The organism is Candidatus Dorea massiliensis AP6, from assembly GCF_964245105.1.
Lineage (GTDB): Bacteria > Bacillota > Clostridia > Lachnospirales > Lachnospiraceae > Laedolimicola > Laedolimicola intestinihominis.
Genome location: NZ_CAXTKW010000013.1, coordinates 107,724 through 128,837, shown reverse-complemented (window position 1 = coordinate 128,837; position 21,114 = coordinate 107,724). Strand labels below are relative to the sequence as shown.

General features: G+C 40.8%; 23 protein-coding genes and 1 pseudogene. 19 read left to right on the top strand and 5 right to left on the bottom strand.

The window, feature by feature from the left end; genetic code table 11:
* The first annotated feature begins 362 nt into the window (after positions 1 to 362).
* The 16 genes from ACESZP_RS14075 (at position 363) to ACESZP_RS14000 (ending at position 16,274) form a co-directional block, all read left to right on the top strand.
* Positions 363 to 677, top strand: coding sequence for a hypothetical protein (locus ACESZP_RS14075; RefSeq protein ID WP_499709398.1), 315 nt, complete (start codon positions 363 to 365; stop codon positions 675 to 677).
* Positions 678 to 812: 135 nt separating this feature from the next.
* Positions 813 to 1,790 carry a choloylglycine hydrolase gene (gene bsh / locus ACESZP_RS14070; protein WP_499709397.1) on the top strand — a complete coding sequence of 326 codons (978 nt, stop codon included), beginning with the start codon at positions 813 to 815 and terminating at the stop codon, positions 1,788 to 1,790.
* Between the two features lie 38 nt (positions 1,791 to 1,828).
* The gene (locus tag ACESZP_RS14065) at positions 1,829 to 2,509 is read left to right on the top strand and encodes a GTP pyrophosphokinase (RefSeq protein ID WP_499709395.1); all 681 of its coding nucleotides are present in this window, start codon (positions 1,829 to 1,831) and stop codon (positions 2,507 to 2,509) included.
* Positions 2,510 to 2,544: 35 nt separating this feature from the next.
* Positions 2,545 to 4,104: a cardiolipin synthase gene (cls, locus tag ACESZP_RS14060; protein ID WP_499709393.1), complete on the top strand. Its 1,560-nt coding sequence runs from the start codon at positions 2,545 to 2,547 to the stop codon at positions 4,102 to 4,104.
* A gap of 172 nt (positions 4,105 to 4,276) precedes the next feature.
* A complete protein-coding gene (locus tag ACESZP_RS14055) occupies positions 4,277 to 5,710 on the top strand; it encodes a phospholipase D family protein (protein WP_499709392.1) in 1,434 nt (477 codons plus the stop codon).
* Entirely contained in the window at positions 5,689 to 6,399 is a 711-nt protein-coding gene (locus ACESZP_RS14050) for a response regulator transcription factor (protein ID WP_003693048.1), read from the top strand. The genes ACESZP_RS14055 and ACESZP_RS14050 overlap by 22 nt, the downstream gene beginning before the upstream one ends.
* Entirely contained in the window at positions 6,399 to 7,442 is a 1,044-nt protein-coding gene (locus ACESZP_RS14045; RefSeq protein ID WP_005608371.1) for a HAMP domain-containing sensor histidine kinase, read from the top strand. Before ACESZP_RS14050 ends, ACESZP_RS14045 begins: the two co-directional genes overlap by 1 nt.
* A gap of 31 nt (positions 7,443 to 7,473) precedes the next feature.
* Positions 7,474 to 8,538, top strand: coding sequence for an FUSC family protein (locus ACESZP_RS14040; RefSeq protein ID WP_499709391.1), 1,065 nt, complete (start codon positions 7,474 to 7,476; stop codon positions 8,536 to 8,538).
* The gene (locus tag ACESZP_RS14035) at positions 8,528 to 9,100 is read left to right on the top strand and encodes a CDP-alcohol phosphatidyltransferase family protein (RefSeq protein WP_499709389.1); all 573 of its coding nucleotides are present in this window, start codon (positions 8,528 to 8,530) and stop codon (positions 9,098 to 9,100) included. The genes ACESZP_RS14040 and ACESZP_RS14035 overlap by 11 nt, the downstream gene beginning before the upstream one ends.
* 541 nt (positions 9,101 to 9,641) lie before the next feature.
* The gene (locus ACESZP_RS14030) at positions 9,642 to 10,001 is read left to right on the top strand and encodes a DUF6054 family protein (protein WP_186873844.1); all 360 of its coding nucleotides are present in this window, start codon (positions 9,642 to 9,644) and stop codon (positions 9,999 to 10,001) included.
* Between the two features lie 431 nt (positions 10,002 to 10,432).
* Positions 10,433 to 10,915: a phage antirepressor KilAC domain-containing protein gene (locus ACESZP_RS14025; RefSeq protein WP_499709387.1), complete on the top strand. Its 483-nt coding sequence runs from the start codon at positions 10,433 to 10,435 to the stop codon at positions 10,913 to 10,915.
* A gap of 13 nt (positions 10,916 to 10,928) precedes the next feature.
* Entirely contained in the window at positions 10,929 to 11,105 is a 177-nt protein-coding gene (locus ACESZP_RS14020) for a DUF6019 family protein (RefSeq protein ID WP_499709386.1), read from the top strand.
* A gap of 24 nt (positions 11,106 to 11,129) precedes the next feature.
* Positions 11,130 to 11,819: a response regulator transcription factor gene (locus tag ACESZP_RS14015; protein WP_008120506.1), complete on the top strand. Its 690-nt coding sequence runs from the start codon at positions 11,130 to 11,132 to the stop codon at positions 11,817 to 11,819.
* On the top strand, positions 11,795 to 13,060 hold the full coding sequence (locus tag ACESZP_RS14010; RefSeq protein WP_499709384.1) for a sensor histidine kinase: 1,266 nt from the start codon (positions 11,795 to 11,797) through the stop codon (positions 13,058 to 13,060). Before ACESZP_RS14015 ends, ACESZP_RS14010 begins: the two co-directional genes overlap by 25 nt.
* Before the next feature lie 113 nt (positions 13,061 to 13,173).
* Positions 13,174 to 13,848: an ABC transporter ATP-binding protein gene (locus ACESZP_RS14005; RefSeq protein WP_499709383.1), complete on the top strand. Its 675-nt coding sequence runs from the start codon at positions 13,174 to 13,176 to the stop codon at positions 13,846 to 13,848.
* The gene (locus ACESZP_RS14000; RefSeq protein ID WP_499709381.1) at positions 13,845 to 16,274 is read left to right on the top strand and encodes an ABC transporter permease; all 2,430 of its coding nucleotides are present in this window, start codon (positions 13,845 to 13,847) and stop codon (positions 16,272 to 16,274) included. Before ACESZP_RS14005 ends, ACESZP_RS14000 begins: the two co-directional genes overlap by 4 nt.
* Before the next feature lie 159 nt (positions 16,275 to 16,433).
* Here the strand turns inward: ACESZP_RS14000 and ACESZP_RS13995 are convergent, their stop codons facing one another.
* The 5 genes and pseudogenes from ACESZP_RS13995 to ACESZP_RS13975 form a co-directional block, all read right to left on the bottom strand.
* Positions 16,434 to 16,670 (bottom strand): DUF6061 family protein, encoded by a 237-nt coding sequence (locus ACESZP_RS13995; RefSeq protein ID WP_048791018.1) that lies wholly within the window; start codon positions 16,668 to 16,670, stop codon positions 16,434 to 16,436.
* A 100-nt stretch (positions 16,671 to 16,770) separates the two neighbouring features.
* Positions 16,771 to 17,386 (bottom strand): annotated as a pseudogene (locus tag ACESZP_RS13990) (ATP-binding protein); the annotation flags it as partial.
* Complete coding sequence (locus ACESZP_RS13985; protein ID WP_499709379.1) at positions 17,355 to 17,828, bottom strand: hypothetical protein; 474 nt, start codon at positions 17,826 to 17,828, stop codon at positions 17,355 to 17,357. The gene ACESZP_RS13985 and the pseudogene ACESZP_RS13990, both read right to left, overlap by 32 nt.
* The gene (locus ACESZP_RS13980) at positions 17,783 to 18,073 is read right to left on the bottom strand and encodes a heavy-metal-associated domain-containing protein (protein WP_499709377.1); all 291 of its coding nucleotides are present in this window, start codon (positions 18,071 to 18,073) and stop codon (positions 17,783 to 17,785) included. The genes ACESZP_RS13985 and ACESZP_RS13980 overlap by 46 nt, the downstream gene beginning before the upstream one ends.
* Before the next feature lie 146 nt (positions 18,074 to 18,219).
* Positions 18,220 to 18,663, bottom strand: coding sequence for an Rrf2 family transcriptional regulator (locus ACESZP_RS13975; protein WP_499709375.1), 444 nt, complete (start codon positions 18,661 to 18,663; stop codon positions 18,220 to 18,222).
* Positions 18,664 to 18,790: 127 nt separating this feature from the next.
* Between ACESZP_RS13975 and ACESZP_RS13970 the strand changes: the two genes are divergently transcribed.
* From ACESZP_RS13970 to ACESZP_RS13960, 3 genes are all read left to right on the top strand, one after another.
* A complete protein-coding gene (locus tag ACESZP_RS13970) occupies positions 18,791 to 19,771 on the top strand; it encodes an SIR2 family NAD-dependent protein deacylase (protein WP_499709374.1) in 981 nt (326 codons plus the stop codon).
* Between the two features lie 62 nt (positions 19,772 to 19,833).
* A complete protein-coding gene (locus ACESZP_RS13965; protein ID WP_499709372.1) occupies positions 19,834 to 20,235 on the top strand; it encodes a hypothetical protein in 402 nt (133 codons plus the stop codon).
* 21 nt (positions 20,236 to 20,256) lie between these two features.
* Positions 20,257 to 21,093, top strand: coding sequence for an SIR2 family NAD-dependent protein deacylase (locus ACESZP_RS13960; RefSeq protein WP_499709370.1), 837 nt, complete (start codon positions 20,257 to 20,259; stop codon positions 21,091 to 21,093).
* Positions 21,094 to 21,114: the final 21 nt, after the last annotated feature.

Sequence of the window (21,114 nt, the reverse complement as noted above, 5' to 3'; positions counted from 1 at the left end):
GTTTGGGCGGTACTTTGTGTAAGATTGGCAGTCCATTATTAAGTTTTTTATTATGTTCCCTTTGTACACCGTTGCAATAGCAACTGTTTAAATAATTTTCTATTTGTTTCCTAAAAATTTGCTGTTCAAATTAAGCGGCATGTTATAAGCATGTCCCCGTTTCGTAAGGCTGAACAGCTTAAAACTGACCAGCTTCGGACTGACATAGAGGCTCTGGCATATCTGGAAGTAATCCATGTCTTCGTTCTGTGACATCTCCTCAATGTCTGTATCAGACAGCAAAAGATTCGCAGCAAAAAGATTGGCTTCCGCCAATGAAAAAAGAGACTTCAGCGGATGTGGTCTCATTTATTTGGGAGTATATGAAACTTCCGGAAGACGTGCGCAATAAAGTAAAGTCAGAGATGGATGAGATCCATGAGCACTGCAGGGACAGTGAATTTCAGAAGTCAGATCTGTATGATATCGTTTCCAAAGAAGAGGTAGCAGGATTAGAGCAGAGTATGCAAAAGATATTCGCTGATATCATCACAGAGGTCAGCAGCATTGCCTGCTGGGTGTATGTGGAGAAATATGTGCATCATAAATCTTTGCAGGAAATGCTGGCAGAACGGAAGGATGTAGATAAGTTTATTTTTGCAGTAGATACATGGTTTGAAAAACTGATGGAGAAATAATCTAGGAAAATAGTTTAAAGTTTACATGTTATGATCATGTATAAAGTTGGAACAAAATAAAAGAATTGTGCTATACTATTGTTCAAGAAAAAAACTCATTGACATATTTCAATCTATTTAGGAGGATAAACGATCATGTGTACAGCAGCAACTTATAAAACAAAAGATTTTTACTTTGGACGAACCCTCGATTATGAATGCTCTTATGGTGATCAGATAGTAATTACACCACGTAATTATGCGTTTAATTTTCGCCATGTTGGCGATATGAAAAATCATTATGCAATTATTGGAATGGCTCATGTTGCAGAGGATTATCCTTTGTATTATGATGCTATGAATGAAAAAGGAGTGGCAATGGCAGGACTGAATTTTGTCGGAAATGCTGTTTATGCCGCGATTAAGCCAGATGTGGAAAATATTGCACAGTTTGAATTTATTCCGTGGATTTTAAGTCAGTGTTCTTCTTTAGTTGAAGTTCGCGAACTTCTTGAACGAATTAATATTGTTAATACTCCTTTCAGCGAGCAATTCCCATTAGCACAATTACACTGGATCATTTCTGATGAGAATGAGTCAATTACGGTAGAATCTATGTCAGATGGTTTACATATTTATGACAATCCAGTAGGAGTGCTTACGAATAATCCGCCATTTCCACAGCAGATGTTTCAACTAAATAATTATATGTATTTATCTCCTAAACAGCCCAGAAATACTTTCTGCGAAAATTTGGCTCTTGATGCATATAGTAGAGGTATGGGAGGATTAGGTCTTCCGGGAGATCTCTCATCTTCCTCACGCTTTGTACGTGTAGCTTTTACAAAGGTAAATGCAATTTCAGGTGAATCAGAGGAAGAAAGCGTTAGCCAATTCTTCCACATTCTCGGATCTGTGGATCAGCAACGAGGATGTTGCGAAGTAGCGGGTGGAAAATATGAAATCACATTGTATACGTCGTGTTGTAATGTTACAAAAGGTATTTATTATTACAATACTTATGAAAACCATCAGATCAGTGCAGTAGATATGCATGTAGAAAATCTGGATAGTGATAAAATGATTTGTTATCCAGTAATTCAAGGAGAACGAATCAACTATCAAAATAAATAATGTTTTGAAATCAGGGATGAGGTAGAAAGGAAAGTTCCATGACAAAAGATGAAGTAAAAAAACTCAGGATGGACAGTCCGGAATCACTACAGTTTTTAAATAATGCTACAAAATTTTATAATTTAATGATGATGTATCGTTGTGCTATTCGGGAGATACAAACTAAACTTGAGGTTTTGGATGATGAATTTTCAGCTGAGAACAATCGAAATCCTATTTCTTTTATAAAAACAAGAATTAAGAAGCCCAATAGTATTTACGATAAACTGCAGAAGATGGGATATGAATTTACAACAGAAAATATACAGACACATCTCAATGATGTAGCAGGCGTTCGAATAGTTTGTGCGTTTATTGACGATATTTATATGATATCAGATTTGATTACCCAACAGGATGATATTAAAGTTATTGAAATAAAAGATTATATAAAAAATCCAAAATCGAATGGTTATCGAAGCTATCATATGATTGTTGAAATACCAGTATTTTTCGCTAAGGGTAAAACACCTATGCGTGTAGAATTACAGATTCGAACCAATGGTATGGATTTCTGGGCAACATTGGAACATCAACTTCGCTATAAAAAAGGAATTGAGGAAATGCCTGGCTATAATGAGATAAGTGAAGAATTACTTCATTCTGCAAGAGCTATCATTGAAGCAGATAATGAAATGCAGAGAATAAAAGACAAAATTGGTATGTTCCACGAAATTTAGGGAGAAAACTGAGCAAGTAGGAAGGTAGAATATATATGAAACAAGATACTTTAGAGGGCAAAGCAAAAACAAAAAATGGGGTAAAACGGCTGTGTTTTTCCATAATCTGCATTCTTCTGGAAGTGATTTTTATTATTACTATCGTAACACGCTTGAATGAATATGCAGAAATCATAAATTTATTTACCAGAATTTTAAGTGGAATCTTAGTTTTGAGATTGTATGCGTCAGATAAGACATCTTCTATGAAAATGCCTTGGGTCATTTTAATTCTGATTTTCCCAATTATGGGTGTAGGCCTGTATTTATTGATTGGCTTGAATGGTGGCACGCATAAAATGCGTGAGCGATATGCAGAAATTGATAGCAAATTGTTACCAATGCTTCCAGACAATCAGGAGTGTTTAAGCAGAATAAAAGAAAAGATTCCGAAAGCAGGAAATATTGCAAGTTACATACAAAGAAATTCGTGGTATCCAATCTATCAGAATACGGATATCAAGTATTTTGATGAAGCAGTGAAGGGATTAGAGGCACAGCTTGAAGAACTTGCGAAAGCACAAAAGTTTATCTTCATGGAATATCATGCGATAGAAGATGCTGAAGCTTGGCATAAGATTCAAGATGTTCTGGAAGAGAGAGTAAAAGCCGGTGTGGAAGTCAGGGTATTCTATGATGATATGGGGTCTATAGGTTTTATTAACACAGATTTTGTGAAAAAGATGGAGAGTATAGGAATTCATTGTCGTGTATTCAATCCATTTGTGCCAGGCTTAAATCTATTTTTGAACAATCGTGATCACAGAAAAATAACAGTAATCGATGGAAAAGTTGGATTTACAGGTGGATATAATCTTGCAAATGAATACTTTAATTATACGCATCCGTATGGGCAGTGGAAAGATACCGGTATTCGTTTGGAAGGAGATGCTGTTCAGTCGCTTACAGTAACATTTTTAGAAATGTGGAATGCTGTTAGTGAAAAAGCTACGAATGATACTGATTTTAGTAAATACATTATTCATTACGATTATAAAGCACAGCAAACAGGTTTTGTTCAGCCTTATGCAGACAGTCCTATGGATAATGAGCAGGTCGGAGAAGAAGTTTATATCAGTATGATAAATAAGGCCGAAAATTACTGTTGGTTTATGACACCATATTTAATTATAACAGACGAAATGACACATGCGTTATGTCTGGCTGCTAAGCGAGGGGTAGACGTAAGAATTATCACACCAGGAATTCCTGATAAAAAATTCATTTATAATATAACTCGCTCTTTTTATCATGGATTGGTTAAACATGGAGTGCGAGTTTATGAATGGACACCAGGATTTTGCCATGCGAAAATGAGTATAGTGGATGACTGTATGGCAACCTGTGGAACAATCAATCTGGATTATAGAAGCTTATATCATCATTTTGAAAACGGCTGTTTTATGGCAGATTGTCAGGCAGTTGTGGAAATTAAAAATGATCTGATAAGAACGATGGGAGAATGTCGTGATGTAACAGATCAATATTGTACTGGGCGCAGTGCATATTTGCGACTGGGACAATTATTTATGAGATTATTTGCTGGATTGTTATAAGAATTTAGTGAAACGACCTTTCAAAAAATAGTTGATTTTGAGAGGTCGTTTTTGTTATGTCTGATTGCCGGTACAGGAAATTTACATGGATAAAATTAATTCTGTTGAGGTAAAATTGAGGTTGACTTTGTATTGTATAGACATAAGATGAAAAAAAGTCAGGTGATGTGCGATGGGAAAACGTAAGATATTTAAAATTGTTTTTGTTATACTGTCAATTTTTTTATGTGTGGCTTTTTATGAATTATTTGGAATCTGTATTGCATATAAAAAACAGCCGGAAGTGTCTAATACCATCAAAAAAGAAACACAAAATAATTCGTGGAACGAACGCAGCGAGAATATGGAACGAGCAGTGATCATAGAAAAAAATCCAGAAGCACTTTTACAAAGAGTGCGTTTGATCCGAAATGCAAAAGAAGACATTATTCTTTCTACTTTTGCATTTCAATCAGATGAAAGTGGAAAATTGATTTTAGGAGCACTGCATGATGCGGCAGACAGAGGTGTACATATTCGTCTGTTAGTAGATGGAATGGAGAGCTGGATTGATATGGAAGGAAATCCGTATTTCTATGGATTATCTTCCCATGAGAATGTTGAAATTAAACTGTATAATAAGGCCAATCCGTTGAAACCGTGGAAAATGATGGGTAGAATGCATGATAAATATTTGATTGCAGATGGAAAGAGATATATTCTTGGGGGAAGAAATACATACAATTATTTCCTGGGTGATTTTCCGGGACATAAGAACTATGACAGAGACGTGTTAGTGGTTTGCGATGAACCTGAGAAAGAAAATTCAGTTAACCAGTTGTTAGAGTATTTTGAAACGATATGGGAACAAGAAGACAGTGGTTATTTTCATGACAATAAAAAACTGGCAAATAGAAAATCTGTAAAGAACGCAGTTTTAGAGCTGCAGAACGGCTATCAGAAATATTTTGAAGAGAATAAGGAAAGAATCTGCGATACCGATTACACGGACGAAACTTTTGAGACAGAAAAGATTGCATTAGTGTCAAATCCTATTCACACAGGTTCCAAAGAACCAGTAGTGTGGTATCAGTTGGGAGAATTGATGAAAAATGCAAAAAATCGTGTGAAGATCCACACGCCATATATTATCTGTAATGATATGATGTATAATACATGGGAGGAGATTGCAGAGAACGTTTCAGATTTTTCTATCATGACAAATTCAGTTGCGAATAATGGGAATCCATTTGGGGCTGCCGATTATGCGAAAAACAGAAATAGAATCTTAAGTACAGGAATTAATATCTGGGAATATGAAGGCGGTTATTCATACCACGGAAAAAGTATTCTGATTGACGATGATCTGTCTGTAATCGGTTCCTTTAATATGGACATGAGAAGTGCATATCTGGATACGGAACTGATGCTTGTAATACGCAGTAAAGATATTAATAAACAGTTGGAAGAGGGCATGATGGAATATGAAAGAGTGTCCCGCCAGGTATTGGAAGATGGAACCTATCGTGATCCATATCATGTAGAGCCAATCGAATTAACAAAGAAACGTCAGAGAAAAATATTTTTGGTACAGCATCTGCTTGGATGGGCAAGGTATCTGTTTTAATAAGGAGGAAGGAAAACGTGTTTCAAATATTGATTGTAGAAGATGATAAAGAATTAAGCCAGCTATTCCAAAAAGTGCTTGAGAAGAATGGATATCAGGTCAAAAGTGCATCGGATGGAGCACAGGCATTAGAAGTATTGGATAAGGAATATATTGATCTGATCATTTCTGATATTATGATGCCGGTTATGGATGGCTATGAACTGGTGTCAGAACTTCGTTCAGCAGGATATCAGATACCAGTGCTTATGATCACTGCGAAAGGTTCCTTTGATGATATGCGCCAGGGATTTCTTTCGGGAAGTGACGATTATATGGTAAAACCGGTAAATGTGAATGAAATGGTTTTAAGAGTCGGAGCACTGCTTCGCCGTGCACAGATACTGAATGAACACAAAATTGTGATCGGTTCAACAGAGTTTGATTATGATGCAATGACGGTTACAACTGATAAGGAAAGTCTTGTTTTGCCTAAAAAAGAATTCCTGCTTTTATATAAGCTTGCAGCTTCGCCAGGCAGAACATTTACAAAACAACAGTTGATGGATGAAGTATGGGGATACGAGACGGAGGCAGACCCACATACGATAGAGGTACATATAGGAAGAATCAGAGAGCGTTTTAAAGATAACCCTGATTTTGAAATCGTAACAATGCGTGGAATTGGATACAAGGTGGTGAAAAAATAATGGAACAAAAGAAAGAAAAAGGATTGCGGATCCGATCCTGTCTGACTGGTGCAATCTGGCTGGCACTTGTATTTTCAACAGTCATATCTGCTTTATTATTTGCTTTTTTGAATCATTTTTTTAATCTGCCGGGCAGCATACCTGTGCTTGGCTGGCTTTTGATTTTCAATACATTGATTGCAGGGCTGATCACTTCCTTTATTAATGCAAAGTTACTAGAACCAATTACCAGACTTAGTAAAGCAATGAAGGAAGTTTCTCGGGGAGATTTTGAACAGCATTTGGAAACGAACAGCCGTATAGCAGAAGTTGGAGAATCTTATCAGAGTTTTAATGTGATGACAAAAGAGCTTCGTGCAACAGAGGTGCTGCAGATGGATTTTGTATCTAATGTTTCTCATGAGTTTAAGACCCCGATTAATGCCATTGAAGGGTATACAATGCTTCTTCAGGGAGAAGAACTGTCTCAGGAGCAAGAGGAATATGTAGAAAAAATCCTGTTTAATACCCAAAGGCTTTCCGGATTGGTTGGAAATATTTTGCTGTTATCCAAGTTAGAGAATCAGAACATACCAATGAAAAAAACAGAATATCGTCTGGATGAACAGATCCGTCAGGCATTTCTTTCCCTGGAGACAAAATGGACAGAAAAAGAAATTGGTTTCCAGGTAGAGCTGGAGGAAGTTAAATATACTGGGAATGAAGGACTTTTTATGCATATATGGATGAATCTTTTAGATAATGCGATTAAGTTCAGTCCTGCAAAGGGGACAATTATGATGTTTCTGAAGCAGGAAAAGGATTCTGTAATGTTTATTCTGGAAGATGAAGGACCGGGAATAGAGGATGATGTGAAAACCAGAATATTTGATAAATTTTATCAGGCAGACGGTTCTCACAAAGCAGAAGGAAATGGTCTCGGCCTTGCACTTGTGAAACGGATCGTAGATAGTGCTGGCGGGACAATCAAGGCAGAAAACCGGGAATATGGTGGATGCAGATTTGTTGTAGAGCTTCCAATACAGAAAGATGAGGCCATATAAGTTTAAGAAAAACAGATAGAGGAGGAATTACATGACATTTTATCAGGAATTGCAGTTAAATCAGGCAGGTTCTAAAAATCTGTTGAAAAAGAGTGAAACAGTGAAAGAAAAATCATATCATATACTGGTATATTTGGTAAAGATAGCTGTTACAATGGCATTTTGTTTTTTGTTTGTTACTATTTTCAGTATCTTATTTGGAAATGAGAATAGTATTGTGGGTGTAGTAGTTTTATTATGCATTATGGTATTTCGGAATGCGGATCTGGGGATCTACACCGGACAATCTACGATGCTTTTGGCTTTGTTCTTTGTAATTATGACTGTATGTCCGCATTTAGCAAATCAGTTTTCACCGGTATTGGGAATGCTGTTAAATATTGCGGCACTGGCTGTGTTGATTCTGTTCGGATGCCATAATCCATTCATGTTTAACCAATCCACATTGGTTCTTGGGTATCTACTGCTATATGGTTATGATGTTACGGGAAAAAGCTATCAGATGCGATTAGTCGGAATGGCTTTAGGTGCAGCACTTACCTGCTTCGTATTTTATCGAAATCATAAAAACAGAACTTATAAAAGAAATCTGAAAGATCTGATACAAGAATTTGATATCACTTCTTCCAGAACAAAATGGCAGATATGTCAGATTTTATGCGTGCCGATTGTCCTCTGCATTGCAGAACTTTGTAATATGCCACGTGCAATGTGGGCTGGTATTGCGGCCATGTCCGCGATTTTGCCATTTATGGAAGATATGCACTACAGAGTCCGTAAAAGGATTGTCGGAAATATTGCAGGTGTTATATGTTTTACAGTGTTATATTTTCTGCTTCCTTCGTCAATCTATGCATATATAGGAATTCTTGGAGGAATCGGTGTAGGATTTTCAGCACAATATGGCTGGCAGGCAGTATTTAACACATTTGGTGCTTTAGCCATTGCTGCAGAGACTTATGGACTACAAGGAGCGGTTAGTCTTAGAGTGATTCAAAATGTTTTTGGTGTTGTGTTTGCTTTAGCATTTTGTGTTATATTTTATTGGTTTATGTCTAAAAAAAAGGAAAGTGATGTGACCGTACATGCAGAGTGAAGTGAATCAGGAAGAAAATTTGAATAGAATTATTACGGTTCCTAATCTTCTTTCTTTTTTTCGGCTTTGTCTGAATCCGGTAATTATATGGAGTTATTGTGTAAAGAAAAATCCTCTGTTAGCTGGTGAAATCTTATTGCTGTCTGGTCTTACGGATCTTGCTGATGGATATATCGCAAGAAGATTCCATAGGATTAGTAATTTAGGAAAAATACTTGATCCGGTGGCTGATAAGCTGACACAGGCAGCGATGTTAATCTGTCTGTTTACTCGTTTTCCGCATATGCTTCTTTTAATCGTAATAATGGCAGGTAAGGAGCTGTATATGGTAGTCAGTGGATGTCTTGTGATACGAAAGACAGGAAAAGTACATGGTGCAGACTGGCATGGAAAGATAGTAACCTTTTTATTATATGGAACTGTAGCGGTGCATATTATATGGTTCCAAATTACACCGATGGTATCAGATCTGTTGATTGGTTTGTGCGCTATAATGATGGTCATATCGGTCGCTCTGTATATTATCCAGAATACCAGGACTTTTAAGGGAGAGACTGTATAAGCAATTTTATATTGCAATGACTAGAAAAATATTTAGGAGAATATTGATGAGATAAAGAAAGATAAAAACTTAACCTGGATAGAATCAGAACAGATAATTTTTGCATGGCTGGATAAAGACAATCAGGTTACTCCGTTAACGGATGAGCAATTAAATCCGGTATGGAAAATACTAAATTACGAAACAGGGAAATATGAATCTGTTCAGAAACACTTCCGAGTATTTGAAGTGTAGAAGTTTTGTGATACAAAGTGTAAACGTAAGAAAAAATAATACATTTGCGGTCAATTTGTTATCGACAGTTGACCGCAGACACGATATAATAAACATAGATCTAATAAGAAAACCAAATAATCATTACTGTAAAATGTCAGGTAATGGTACGGAGCCTAAATATACAGATGTTCATTTTGGGGATAAAGGGGAAACGGTTCAGAGCCTTCCGGAAACTGTACAAAAAATCGACTTTTTCTAAAACAGGGAGATATAATGTCCCCCACTAAATAATGTATAAAATGTGAATTTGAAAGGAGCGTTTTCAATGGCAAGCAAGAAAGTCGAAATGTATGCTAAAAAACGATATGAATTAGATGAAATCAAAAATAAAATCAAAGAAGAATTTGATAAACGTAAGTTCTCCGATGTGGAATTCAAAGACGAAATTATACGTGAATTGGGAGACACCAAAACACTACTATTAATTTTTGAAAACTGGTTTTTACGAACAAGAAGTTATGCCAGTTTAGTAATTATGTTATCCGAGTATCAGGGGTATCAGAGTGCAGATATTATTGCCACTGGTGGTAAAGAAGCTTTCTTTTCTTTTGGTGCAGAAGGTGACTTTGCAAAGTTTGGAGAAGATGCTTTGAAGAATTTAGGCTTTCAAGGAAAAGTTAGATAAATTCCAATATGTCGAACAGATGCAGGGTCTTCGGACCCTGCATCTTTTATGCTCTCAGAAAAATAAAGGCGAAATGCCCTGAAGTTATTCTTGTTTTGGCTTCAAATCAGCGAAAACCCTACGAAGTGCTTATTAAACAGGGCAAACCCCCATCCCCGAATTTAGAAAAAGTCGCAAAAAATGGTAAAGGAAGAGCTTTTTTGAAACCTATTTCGATAATTATGCAATAGAAATGCGATCGGGTCATAGTAAGAACCGATCGCATTTTATTTTGTCCCTAAAAACTTGCTGTTCAAATTGAGTGGCATGTTATATACATGTCCCCGTATCGTAAGACTAAACAGCTTAAAACTGACCAGTTCCGGACTGACATAGAGGCTCTGGCACATCTGGAAGTAATCCATCCTAAAAAAGTAAGGGAGGGTTTTAGAATGAACATGTACAACACAGAATTGGGTGCCGGAGCGGGAAAAGAGAGCGGTGTGTCAGAACTGCAAATATTTGAAAACCAGGTCTTTGGACAGCGTAAACCGGAGGCAAAGTTTTTTAAACGTTGGATCACGCATGAGGTCATTCCGGCTATTCGGAAACATGGAGCCTATATGACGGATTCGGTGCTGCAACAGGTGATGGAAAATCCGGAAACTATCTATACACTGGCAGAACAGCTTCTTGTAGAGAAAGGAAAGAATAGGGAAATCAGCAGGCAGCTGAAAATGGCACAGCCCAAAGCAAATTACTTTGATACCTTTGTGAACCCAATGGATTGCACTTGTATCCGTTACTGTGGCAAGGAGTTAGGGGTTCCGCAGAATATGTTTGCAGAATTGATGAGAATAAGCGGGAGCGATGCAATTATTGTATTAGCCAAAGAGATATGGTATTGTATAGATAGTTTAACAAATCGGAATTGACAGAGGTAATGAAATGTTTGAAGAATTAGGAATTAGTTTTGGCACAGCACTAATCATCTTACTTGCATTATATTTTATAATTAAGTGGGCGGTCAAAAATGGAATAAAAGAAGCCTATAGGGATATTACAGGGAAAGTCACTACCGAGGATATTGAGGCAGAACAAATATGTAACGAAGAGGAAAAATAGTTAATAAAGAGAGGTGCATATGCTATGCCAGGTATACTCGTGGTTGAAGATGATGAAAATTTAAATCGTGGAATTACATTTTCACTGAAAAAATCCGGATATGAGGTTTTTTCAGCAGAATCAGTGAAAAAAGCGAAAAGAATTGCAAGTGATAATAATGTGGATGTTACCATTTGTGATGTGAATCTTCCGGATGGGAATGGACTGGAATTTGTAAGGTGGATGAGATGCAATTATAATACATACATTATTTGTCTTACAGCACTAGATCAGGAGATGGATCAGGTCATGGGATATGAAGCAGGGGCAGATGATTATATTACAAAGCCGTTTAGTCTTTCGGTACTTCTTTTGAAAATAGAAGCACATTTCCGCCGCAGACAGGAGAAAACGGAAGCCGGAAAGATGATTTCGGGAGATATCGTATTTATCGCAGGAGAAATGAAAGTCCTGATAAAGAGTCGTGAAATCAGTCTGACAAAAACGGAGTTGAAAATGCTGACTTTTTTTCTTCAGAATCCGAAACAGATTCTTTCAAAAACACAAATATTGGAAAATGTGTTTGATCTGGAGGGGGATTTTGTGGATGAAAATACAATCGCTGTCAATATCAGAAGACTCCGTGAGAAAATCGAAGACAATCCGGCTGCACCGGTCTATATAAAGAATATCAGAGGTCTTGGGTATATATGGAATCAGGAGGTAAGGCAGTGACAAAGAGATATCGCAAGAAGATTCCAGTAGTGCTCTCCTTGGTATTACCTGTCATAGTATTGTTTGCAATATTAAATTGCTTTACCACGCATGTGTTTTATGAAGATTATAAATATAAAATGAATCTTATGACAGAGATTGCTGCAAAGGAAGAATTTTCCGGGCTGGATGCTGTTTCGGAATTGCTTAAGGATAAGGATATTGAAACTAACGAACAGGGAAGGCGATTATTGGAGCAATATGGATACTGGGGGAATAAAGGGAATGCATTTTATTCGCAATTCCGGCATCAGGTTATGGTGACCGGTGCTGTAAGCACTGTGATATGCGTGCTTCTTTTGACTTTTTTACTTTATTGGAAGAAAAAAGAAGATGCGTGTCACCAGAAAATTTTAGACCAGTTGGAAGAAACTCTGATCAGATTCCGTGAAAATAAATTTGATGATTTACTGAAAACGGAAAATCATGCAGAACTGGAAAAATTGAATGACCAGCTTGAAGCAATCGGACATCATATTCAGTTGATAAAGGAAGAAGCAAGGGCAGAAAAGGAGAACACGAAAGAAATGGTTTCTGATATTTCTCACCAGTTAAAGACACCGGTTGCAGCTTTGGATACATGTTTTAGTGTGCTGATGCAGAATGACTTAAGTGCCACAGAACAGGAGGAGTTTCGTATCCGTTGTCGGAGTGCTCTGGATGGACTGGAGACATTATTGCAGTCGCTTCTTGAAATATCCAAGATGGAAACTGGACTGATTCAGATTAATAAGAAAAAACTTCCGCTTATGGATACTGTCATATCTGCTGTGAACCGCACTTATCCTAAAGCGGATGAGAAAGAAATTGAATTCGTTTTTGACTATGAAAAAGAGCTGGAAACATGCACGATTATGCAGGATAAAAGGTGGCTTGGTGAAGCTGTGATCAACGTTCTGGATAATGCGGTCAAGTACAGTCCGTGTGGTTCAAAAATATTTATCCGGTTACAAAAAAGAAACTATCTTGTAAGAATGGAAATTGAGGATCAGGGAATTGGTATTCCGCAGAATGAGTATCACAAAATTTTTCAACGATTTTACAGAGGAAGTTCCAAGGAGGTCATGGAAAAGAGTGGTACAGGAATCGGACTTTTTCTATCGAGAGAAATTATCGAAAAACACGCAGGTACGATTACGGTAACCTCCGGCAAAAAGAAAAAAGGAAGCACGTTTGTGATTCAATTACCATATGTTGGTTAAATTTTAAGTGAGCAGAAATCTTACAATTCTGTAAGACTTCTGCTCGTTTTTTGAAAGTGAAATGAAAGATTGCCCTGATACAATTTGGATGTAGGATGAAAAGGAGGCAACACATGAGTATGATATTAGAAACCAAGCAGCTTTGTAAGTTTTATGGCGCAGGTGAGAATCAGGTCAAAGCGGTCAATCAGGTGGACATTCAGATTGAGCAGGGAGAATTCGTCGCAATTGTCGGAAAGTCAGGTTCCGGTAAAAGTACATTACTTCATATGCTTGGAGGGCTAGACACCCCGACAAAAGGCAGTGTTACTTTAGCAGGGAAAAATTTATACAGGATGAAGGAAGATGCTCTTGCTGTTTTCCGCAGAAGAAAAATCGGATTTGTTTTTCAGGCATTTAATCTGGTTTCATCTGTTAATGTCTGGGAAAATATTGTACTGCCACTGGGGCTGGATGGAAGAAAAGTGGATGAAGCGTATGTAAATGATATTATTGCAACTCTGGGGATTGAAAACCGAATTTATAATCTGCCAAATCAGTTATCCGGAGGACAGCAGCAGAGAGTAGCAATTGCAAGAGCACTGGTGAATCGTCCGGAAATTATATTTGCAGATGAGCCGACAGGAAATCTTGATTCTAAGACCAGTGATGAGGTAATCGCTCTGCTTAAGATGACAGCAAAAAAATATGGACAGACAATTGTAATGATTACCCATGATGACGAAATTGCACAGGTCGCTGACCGTATTCTGGTGATTGAGGACGGACAGGTGGTGGATTTCAGATGAAGACAATAAGCAGGATTGCATATAGCAATGACAAAAGGAACAGGACAAGAAGTATACTGATCATGATGGCAATCTGTCTGACCACGATGCTGCTTGTTATCATCAGTACTGTGGGAAATGGGGTAATTCATTTACAGAAAAGTCAGGCGGCAAGCTCATACGGAAGCAACTACGGCCTGTTTATCGCCGCAGATGGTACGCAATTAAAAGAAGTGGAACGCAGAGCTGAGATATCTGATATCGGCATCATGTGTACGGAGGGCATCCTGAAAGGAAATGAAAATGGCGGCTTTGTCAGTGCGGATAAAACGGTCAGGAAAATGCTTCCCTATAATCAGGAATATGTGTTGAAGGAAGGTACCTATCCGGAAAAGGCGCAGGAAATTGCCGCAGGACGCGCTTTCTTTGATGCAGTGGGATACCATGATGTAAAGGTCGGAGACACCGTAACATTGGAGTACCGTTCCGGCATGCAGTCGGAATACGCACCGGTGGAATTTACTGTCAGCGGGATTTTATATGACCGGGATGAATATACCATCGAGGCTTCCTATGTTGTATTCGGTTCGCAGGATTTTTATAATGAGCGTGTTGCGGAGGGTGACAGGCAATATAATATCTATTTTACCTTGAGCGATTCTGCAAATGTATCTATGAATAATGTTGTGCCTGTTATAAAAGAAATCGCGGATTCCTGCGGCATTGACCAGAAAAACGTGATCATCAATGACCTCTACCTGCAGTGGGTATTGCAGCCGAGCTATGAAATGATTGTGGTTTGTGGAACCCTGATCCTCGGAATCGTGCTGTTTTCCGTTGTGGTCATTTATAATATCTTCCAGGTCGGGATCGCCCAGAAGGTTCAGGAGTACGGAAAAATCAAGGCGCTGGGTGCAACCAGAAAGCAGATGAAGCAGTTGATCTTTCGTGAGGGCATTCTTCTGGCGGTTCCTTCGATACCGCTGGGGCTGCTGTTTGGTTTCCTGATTGCAAAAGTCAGCTTCAACTGGCTGGTGGAGCAGGGAAATCTGGTATCGTCCGGAATCAAGAACCATCAGGTGCCTCTGTTTTCACTGACAATTATGCTCATCTGCATTTTTGTATCGTTTCTTACGGTCGTTTTGGCTCTGCGCAAACCCATGAAAATTGTTTCCCGGATTTCACCCATCGAAGCGACACGGTATCTTGACAGCTCCAAAACGCAAAAACAGGGCAGACGAAAAGGCAGAAAAGATGTCACCGTTTTCTCCATGGCAATGGCAAATGTGACAGGCAATCCGAAAAGAACCATTGCTACGATTCTTACCATGGGGCTTTCCTGTGTATTGTTTGTAATTATCTCTAATTATGTTGGGAATATTGACACGGAGCACGAGGCGCGGATTGCAATCAACCATGGACAATTTGAGTTGCAGCTGGATTATTCCCAGAATTATGATGAAGCCTATTCGGAGAATAATCTGGACACAATCCTACAGAACAACCCACTGAATGATTCTTTGATTAAAGAAATCAAATCCATCCCCGGTGTAACGGATGTACTGACGAGAGAAATCGTCTCTGCAGATTTGAACGGAACAAAATTTCCGGTTGCAATCGTAAATCAAGAGGATTTTGAAATGATGCGCGGGGATGGCGATATCGGTTCCATGGACTATGCACAGGCTGTCAAAAAAGGGGATGTTTTCTTTGGCTGGTCCATGTGGATGGAAGCTGACGGGTATTCTGCGGGTGCACCGATTACATTCAACTTTGATAACGGAAGCGGAACCTATACCTATCATGGAAAAATCGCAGGCTCCTTTGTAAGCGCGGACACTTATCTGGTCATTCCGGAAGAAGTATACCGATCTGTAAATCCGAAAGGGACATCTTATGGATACCTGTGGGTGGATTGTGCTAAAAAAGATGTGGCATCTGTAGAGCAAAGCCTGAATGACCTGCTCTCCGATACTTCTCATATCAAGCTGAACACCTATCACGCAGAATTGCAAACCGCAGAATACGCAAGCCGTATGATGAAGCTTGGCTGCTATCTGTTCATGGCAATTGTCGGTCTCATTGGGTTTATGAATCTGGCAAACACCATGATCATCAACATCACCACGAAGAAGCAGGAATACGGTGTGCTGCAAGCGGTAGGCATGACCAATAAGCAGTTGAATCTGAGCTTACAAATACAGGGCTTGATTTTTACGGTTGGCACCATCTGCGTCGCACTTGCTGCCGGTCTGCCCCTTGGCTATGCACTGTTTTCCTATGCGAAGCATAATGGGATTTTTGGAATGAACGTTTATCACGTTCCTCTTATCCCGATTCTTGTTATGATTCTTCTGGTTGGTATTCTACAAGTTGTGCTTTCCTGTGTTTTAAGCAGTAATCTGAAAAAGGAAACGCTGGTAGAAAGAATAAGGTATCAGGGATAGCAAGTATTGCTGGGATATCCTCAGTATCATAACAGGAATTAAAAGCACTTGGCTTCAAAAAGTTTTGTACTTTTGACAAAATGCAACCGATTTTTCATCAATTATAATAAATTTGATTAAGCAGCCTGTGTGTAATGAAGCATACAGGCTGCTTGCATTTTATAACTCTAATGAATCTTCTGCATCTACCCACATCTGTAAATTGCCCTCAAGATATAATCTCGCATATTCAAGTGGTTCATCGACTGCAAGTGAAGTCAATGCACAGTCTGATCCGGGTGTGGTTTTTAAATCCTTTTCGGCTTCCCAGCAGTCAATGCGAAGCATATAGCCAACATTTGTATAAATGTCAATGCTGTTTCGTTGTGGATTGTATTCTGCAAATATTGTTCTCATCGTATCCCATCTCCTTATCATTTAATCAATCATTAGTATATAATCTGGAATGAAAAGAAGCAGGACAATGGGAGATGAGACCCAATGCCCTGCTTCTTGGTTATTTGGAATGAACGGTAGTGTATTTCTGGTTTTTGCTTTTGGGTTTGTCTGGAAACATCAATATATGCTTGCATTTCATCTCGACTTTTAGGGTCTGCACAAAATTCCAATAGCAAGTTTTGCTTGCTGATCACAGATGTATCATGTGCGGCATCATGTGCTGTATCATGTGCTGTATCATGTGCGGAAGCACCGCACATGATGTAGTTTACATTTTTCAAGATGACTCTGAAATCTGTCGCTGTCGAGAAAAATTCGGGCTTATATGCCTCTGTGTATCCAGGCAGCTTTTCGGTTTCACTGACGATTTTGCGTAGGCCACTTCCACGGCGTTCCATGTACTTCATGCGGTGGAACAGGTCAGCAATCACAGGGTTTCGTCGCATGGAACGGATACTGTAAATATCGTATTCCTGAATTGAGCCGCCGCCAAACATACCGCCCGGAGATGTGATTTCCACCCGATCATCAAACATATCAATATGGATTTCGCTGCCAAGCACAATATAATCACGATGGATAAGCGCATTGACAAGAGCCTCTGTCACAGCTCGTTCCGCATAATCCGGCTTGTCTACACGATCACTGCCGCTGTTCAGTAAATAAATCAAATTTGGCACGCGCCTCGAAGAATTTGCCCAGAGTAATGAGCGTGAGAATGGTGCCCGCTCCCTCGAAATAGAGGTCGTGAGCAAACTGATCTACCAGCGCCAAATTTCCGTGGCCAAAGCCCCAAGCAATTTTATAGAGGGCGTAGATTCCGTAGGCCAGGGAGGCACCGGAACCCAATGCGATTAGGGAATCCATGTTGGGCGATCCGTGGAACAGGGTCTTGAAACCCATGCGATAGTATTTGTTGTTGATAATTGCTACTGGCAGAACCAGTAAAAACAGGGTCAGGGCGTAGATCATGGAGTTTTCCGTCCCCAGAAAGACACCCGGCAGCGGCCAGCCCAACATATGTCCCATTGAGATATAGAACAAAGGGATAGTGAATACAAAGGACCAGATTACTCGACGGCGCATCGCCTTATATTCCTTTTTCGCCGTGTCCACCGGGGAGACAGCCTGTGCAGCTGATTTTCCCTTGACCTGCTTAGGGATGCGCCATAGCCCGCCTTTTCTACAGCGGCGATAATCTGCCCACTGTTTACATTTTTGTCGTCATAAGTCACCACCATACTGTTTTTTAACAGATTGACATTGCACTCTTGCACGCCGGTCAGGCTGGATACGCTTTTTTGTACCCTAGCCTGGCAGGCTGCACAAGTCATGCCGGTGACATTGTACTTTTCCTGCATATTTGAAACCTCCTTTTCTGGAAAACGGAATACCCATACGGGGTATAGGCCTCTCCGGTTCTCAGTATAGTCCCGCAAGGAGGTTCTGTATTTCCCGTTCAGAAGAATTTTTGTCCCAAATGGAAGCGTTTCTGAAAATCAATCCGTCATAAACGCTGCAAGGGCATCCCTTCTAACTTCATGTGATATTGTTCCAGCACATCTTTCAGCGTGATTTCTTGCATTCTTTGTTCCGCTGTTTTTTGAATGTCCAAGTAAAAATCCCGCAGCACCAGTTGGATATTTATACCCACGCCACAGGCAGGATTGGTGTGGATGTCCTGATGGAGCAGGGGCTTGTTGCCCTCTACTGCCCGATAGGCATCCAGCAGAGTGATTTTCTCCGGTTCACGAGCCAGAGAGGGGCGGGGATGTCCCTTCACGCTGACCAGCAGTCCACCCTTCCGCAGGGCGGACATGAGCTGGCGCACATAGGCAGGATTTGTCTGAATGCTCTCTGCCAGCTTGTTACTGGTCAGGTCGCAGTCTGGGTACAGAGCGATAAAAGCCAGAATATGAACAGCATCGCTAAAGCGGGTAGAATATTTCATGGCCTGATCTCCTTTTTTGTCTTGATGTTATTTTTATTATAACAATATATTGACAGTGATGCAAGAGGATGCTAAAATGATTTGAAGTAAGAATAAAAATAACACCCACCTGAAAGGAATGGTGAAAATGAACTTCTATGATGATTTGGTCATGCAGACCCAGATGAATTATTCCAGACACTATCCTATCTATGCTTCCGGCAGTACGCCTTATCAGCTGACTGACAAAAAGCCGCTGCCGTATAGCGAACAGATCCATCGTTTGGTACAGGAGGTAAAGGAAGCGGACTGTGTGGTAGTGGGCGGGGCCTCCGGCCTGTCCGCTGCCGGTGGCGGAGATTTTTACTACGAGGACAACGACTCCTACCGCAAATACTTCCGACCTTTTGCCGAGAAGTACCACTTCAAAGGTGCTTTTGCAGGGATGATGCACCCATGGAAGACAAGGGAAGAGTATTGGGGGTATCTCGCCACCTTCCTTCACACCACCCAGACCGCACCTGTGCGTCATTCCTATTTGGATTTAGACGCTTTGCTGAAAGGCAAGGACTTCTTTATCCTCACCACGAACCAGGATACCCAGTTTGTCAAACTCTACCCGGAGGAGAAGGTGGCAGAAATCCAGGGGGATCACCGCTTCTTCCAGTGTGCCGCCTGTTGTACCGATGACACTTGGGATGCGGTAAAGCCAGTGGCTGATATGGTAGCCGCTATGGGGGATGACACGAAGATTCCTACGGATCTCATTCCTCGGTGCCCTCACTGCGGCGGTGAGGCATTCCCCTGGGTGCGAGGATATGGGAATTTCCTGCAAGGAAAGAAATACGAAGAACAGTACGAAAAAATTTCTCGCTATGTGCTGGAACACAAAGACAGCAAGATTCTATTTCTGGAGCTGGGCGTTGGCCGAATGACTCCCATGTTTATCCAAGAGCCTTTCTGGAACCTGACCATCAGCTTTCCCCATGCTCGATATATTGCTATCAACAACAAGTATGACTTCCTGCCCAAGCAGTTGGAGGACAAGGGCATGACCATTGTGGCCGACATTGCTCAAGTGCTACGGGATGCACGGGATACCATGGACAGCGGAGATAACGATCGATGAGGGTTGCAAACCAAGCGACGCTTCAGGAACTTGCCGAGCGTATTGATCAAGCAGATGCTGTTGTGATCGGAGGTGGCTCCGGCCTGTCAAGCGCGGCTGGATACGACCACTACCATTGGTCCCCGGTACTTTCGGAGGCATTGGCTCCCTTTCGCGAACAGTATGGCTTTACCTCTCCGCTGGCTGGATTCTACCATTGCTTTTCCAGCTATGGAGAGCAGTGGGGGTATTACAGTCAATATATCCGCTTCATGTGGGAAGCCCCTACGGGGCAGTCCTATCTGGACCTGCAGGCGCTTGTTGCGGACAAACCTGCTTTTGTGCTGACCACCATTATGCATGTCTTAATCGAGAGGCATCTCATAGTCCGGAGCATCTGCGGGGACGCAGCCTGTATCTGCAAGGAGATTTGGCGGAAACTCTGGCTGCTCTCCGGCAGGTGCGATCCATCGCAGCAAACATAAAATAGAAAGGGGCGAACGAATATGATTGATTGGAATCCTATTGCGGAAAAATTCAGAGAAGCGGACGCTATCTTGATCGGAGCCAGTAACGGCCTGTCCATTACCGAAGGACTGCATTTGTTTGCGGACAATGCGGCTTTTGAAAGACTGTTTGGGGATTTCAAACATAAATACGGCTTACGTTGTATTTTGCAGGGCATGATGGCCGGATGGCCCAGCGAGGAGGAAAAGTGGGCCTTCTGGGCTCGGCTCATCCATCATTACTGCGGGCAGTACCAGCCTACGCCGGTGATGAACGATTTGAAGGCCATTGTGGGAGAGAAAGATTACTTTGTCGTCACATCAAACGGAGAAGGTCACTTTGAACTGTGTGGCTTCGATCCGACGAAAATCTATGAAATCGAGGGCAACTGGTTTACGATGCAGTGTGCCCGCCCCTGCCACGACACCCTCTATTCAAGTTTAGAGGTGGCCGAAAAATTATCGGCTGCCGAACAGGGCGGCCATGTGCCTACAGAGTTGGTGCCGCGTTGTCCCAAGTGCGGAGGTCCCATGGACATCCACATGGGCGCAGGTCAGAGAATGATTCTGGATACCGCTGCCCAGGCACGGTTCCAAAACTTTCTGAAAACCTACCACGGAAAGAAACTGGTGGTTCTGGAGCTGGGCATTGGCTGGCGTAATCAGCTGATCAAGGCCCCGATGATGCGCATGGTGGCAAGCGAGCCAAACGCCACTTATGTGACCATCAATCTGGGGGAGATCTACATTGCGGACAATATCAAAGAGAAGTCCTTCGGACTGGACGGGCGGCTGGATGAGCTGCTGCCTGCTCTCCGGGAGGCGTGCGAGGCATGACGATTTCGGAGCAGGTTAATA